This is a genomic window from Flavobacterium soyangense (assembly GCF_015277675.1).
GTDB lineage: Bacteria > Bacteroidota > Bacteroidia > Flavobacteriales > Flavobacteriaceae > Flavobacterium > Flavobacterium soyangense.
Genome location: NZ_JADHEC010000074.1, coordinates 1 through 2,593 on the forward strand (window position 1 = coordinate 1; position 2,593 = coordinate 2,593).

Consider the following 2,593-nt stretch of genomic DNA (forward strand, 5'->3'; position numbering starts at 1 on the left):
ATTGTTTAAAAACCAATTGCACAAGCCTACACCTACCGAGGTGGCTCGCAATTACGATGCCTTCTTAAATGGCTATGCGGAAGTTTATAATCAAGATACAGGCGAACTTTATGACCCTAAAAACTTTAAATCATTATCTACAGGGACTATCATCGCTTATTTAAACAAATGGGAAAATAAAATCGCAACTCATAAAGCAAGAAGCGGCGACCGTCAGGTGTATATGGGTAATTTCAAACCACACCATCAAATGGATTTGCCTACACTAGCGGGTTCAATAATTTCAATTGATGACAGACAACCGCCTTTTGTGTACAATACAAAGAATGATAGAGTTTGGTTCTATTTGGGTGTTGATATTGCCTCACAATGCTTTACAACGTTTGTTTATGGCAAAACCAAAGAGGGAATTATCGTTGATTTTTACCGCCAAATGGTTAGAAATTATACTGAATGGGGTTTTTGTTTGCCTCACGAACTGGAATGTGAAAGCTCGCTAAATAGCAGTTTTAAAGATACTTTATTACGTCCGGGCAATATGTTTCAGGAGGTTAAAATCGAAGCCAATAACGCCCGTGGAAAGTACATTGAGCGTATGAATGGAAAACTTCGCTACGAAGTGGAAAAAAGCGCATCGGGTTGGTTGGCCAGACCGACTGCAAAATCCGAAGCCAATCAGTTAAGCGGGGCAAAAAAACAAATCATTCCGTATGAAATTTTAGTAAATGAAAGGCTTTTAGAGCTGGAACAATGGAACAATAGCCCACATCCTGACCACAAAGGAATGAGCCGTTGGGATTATTTTGAGAAAAACCAAAATCCAAACTTAAAATCTACGAACTGGCAGGGAATTCTCCCAACCATAGGCTATAAAACACCAACCTCTTGTAATGGCGGTTATGTGAAGCTTCAAGGTAAAAAAAGAGCCATTGCAGACGATGGAAAAATACTAACAGGCGAAGCTTTGATACAGCAAATGAGAGTAATTGAAGGTAAAGAGTTCGATGTCTATTGGATTGATGGCAATGATGGTGAAGTGTTGAAAGCCTTGGTTTATATGAGCGATAAATTCATTTGTGAAGTGATGGAAATGCCTCGATACAATCGTGCAACCATCGAAAGAACCGAAGCCGATAGTGAAGCTTTAAAATTACAATCGGCTTATGTTATGTCGGTCGATGCTTTTGAAAAACGCCAAAGAAACCGCATTGACTCCATTCAAATTATTGACAATACCCCGAAAACGGTTAACTCCAATTTCAAAATTCCAAATCTGAAACGATATACACCAGAGGCAGAACCTGTAGAAGTATTTGCCGATGATGATGACGATGATTTAGTGTACGTACCAAGTGCATCACCATCACAAGGCTGGCGATCTAATTTTAACCTATAAAAACACAACCAAAATGAACTTAACACCCGAATTTAAAACAAAAGTAAGAGTAGCAATATTAGAAAAACGTGAAAATTATGGCGGTTCGGATGCCGATTTTTCTAAAAGTTTAGGGATTAACAACTCCATTTTTAGCCGATTGAAATCAGGCGAAACCGACAAAATAATGAGTGACACGGTTTGGATCACTATTGGCCGTGAGCTTCAAGTGAAAGTTTTTGAAGATAACTGGAAGGTGGCACGTACCAAAGTATATTCAGAAATTGAGGATAACCTTAATTTTTGCAAAGAGTTGAGCCGCTCGATGGTACTTGTAGATGATTGTGGTATTGGTAAAACTTTTTGTGCCAAACACATCATCAAGAAAATGAAAAACACTTTTTATGTTGATTGCTCTCAAGCAAAATCCAAACAATTGTTTATTCGCCTTATTGCTAAAACGGTAGGAATCGACAACCAAGGTAAATACTACGATGTACTTGCTAATCTTAAATATTACATCACAACGCTTGAAAAACCTTTGATAATACTTGATGAGGCTGGCGATTTAGAATATACCGCCTTTGTAGAATTAAAAGGAATTTGGAACGGAACAGATGGTGTTTGCGGATGGTATATGATGGGAGCCGATGGATTAAGAGCTAAAATCGAACGAGGCATTGACGGTAAGAAAGTAGGCTTTGCCGAAATATTCAGCCGATTCTCAGATGAATTCATCAAGCTAGTTCCAAACGGAACAGCAGACCGTCAGGCTTTTTATTCGGATTTAATAGGGACGGTTGCTAGTGCTAATATACAGGATCAGACCAAGGTCAAAAAGCTAATTAAGAAGTGCATTGACAAAGAAACAACCTTACGCTATTTAGAAACCCTGATAAAAATAGGCGCATAAATGGCAAGAGGAATCACAGCAAAAACACTTCTTAACAAGAAATTCAAAACATTCGTTTTTGATGGCATTTGGGCAGCAGTTTTAGGCGAACAGGAACGAGGCGGAATTTGGGTGATTTATGGTAATGAAAAAAATGGAAAAACAACACTGGCACTTTTGCTTTCAGAGTATTTAACCAAGTTTGAAAACTTGAATTATGTATCGGCGGAAGAGGGAACCGGATTTACGTTTCAACAGAATTTATCCAGGGCAAAGATTGATTTCAAAAACACCAAAATCAAGTTTTACGACTATTTGGAAATTGA

Annotated in this window: 2 protein-coding genes and 1 pseudogene; all 3 read left to right on the plus strand. The window is 38.3% G+C overall.

Annotated elements, in window-relative coordinates:
• Positions 1-1,396 (plus strand): hypothetical protein (locus tag IR213_RS15935; RefSeq protein ID WP_194313278.1); only part of this gene is annotated, 1,396 nt, incomplete at its 5' end.
• 13 nt (positions 1,397-1,409) lie between these two features.
• Positions 1,410-2,288, plus strand: coding sequence for an ATP-binding protein (locus IR213_RS15940; protein ID WP_194313279.1), 879 nt, complete (start codon positions 1,410-1,412; stop codon positions 2,286-2,288).
• Positions 2,289-2,593, plus strand: a pseudogene (locus tag IR213_RS15945) (hypothetical protein); the annotation flags it as partial. It lies immediately after the preceding gene.